The 413-nt window shown below is 49.9% G+C and carries 1 tRNA gene and 1 rRNA gene; both read right to left on the reverse strand.

The annotated features are described in order from the left end of the window. Positions 1-107: 107 nt before the first annotated feature. Positions 108-184: transfer RNA gene (locus BFL28_RS19100), tRNA-Ile, on the reverse strand. Positions 185-243: 59 nt separating this feature from the next. Next, positions 244-413 (reverse strand): 16S ribosomal RNA (locus BFL28_RS19105); the annotation flags it as partial.

A 413-nucleotide genomic window follows, 5' to 3' on the forward strand; every position in this document is an offset into this window, starting at 1 on the left:
TCCTGACCTCCTGCGTGCAAAGCAGGCGCTCTACCAACTAAGCTAAGTCCCCAGCTTACATCAGCAATCATGTATCTTTTATCTATAACTTCAACCAGTCAAAGTCATGGTGGGTCTGACAAGACTTGAACTTGTGACCCCACGCTTATCAAGCGTGTGCTCTAACCAACTGAGCTACAGACCCTCAGATACATCTATGAAGAACAACTTGTTGTGGATTCTTACCAATCGTCAATCTTTCGTTAAGGAGGTGATCCAGCCGCAGGTTCCCCTACGGCTACCTTGTTACGACTTCACCCCAGTCATCGGCCACACCGTGGTAACCGCCCTCTTTGCAGTTAGGCTAGCTACTTCTGGTGCAACAAACTCCCATGGTGTGACGGGCGGTGTGTACAAGGCCCGGGAACGTATTC

Origin of the sequence: Sphingomonas turrisvirgatae (assembly GCF_001721295.1) — a bacterium.
GTDB lineage: Bacteria > Pseudomonadota > Alphaproteobacteria > Sphingomonadales > Sphingomonadaceae > Sphingomonas > Sphingomonas turrisvirgatae.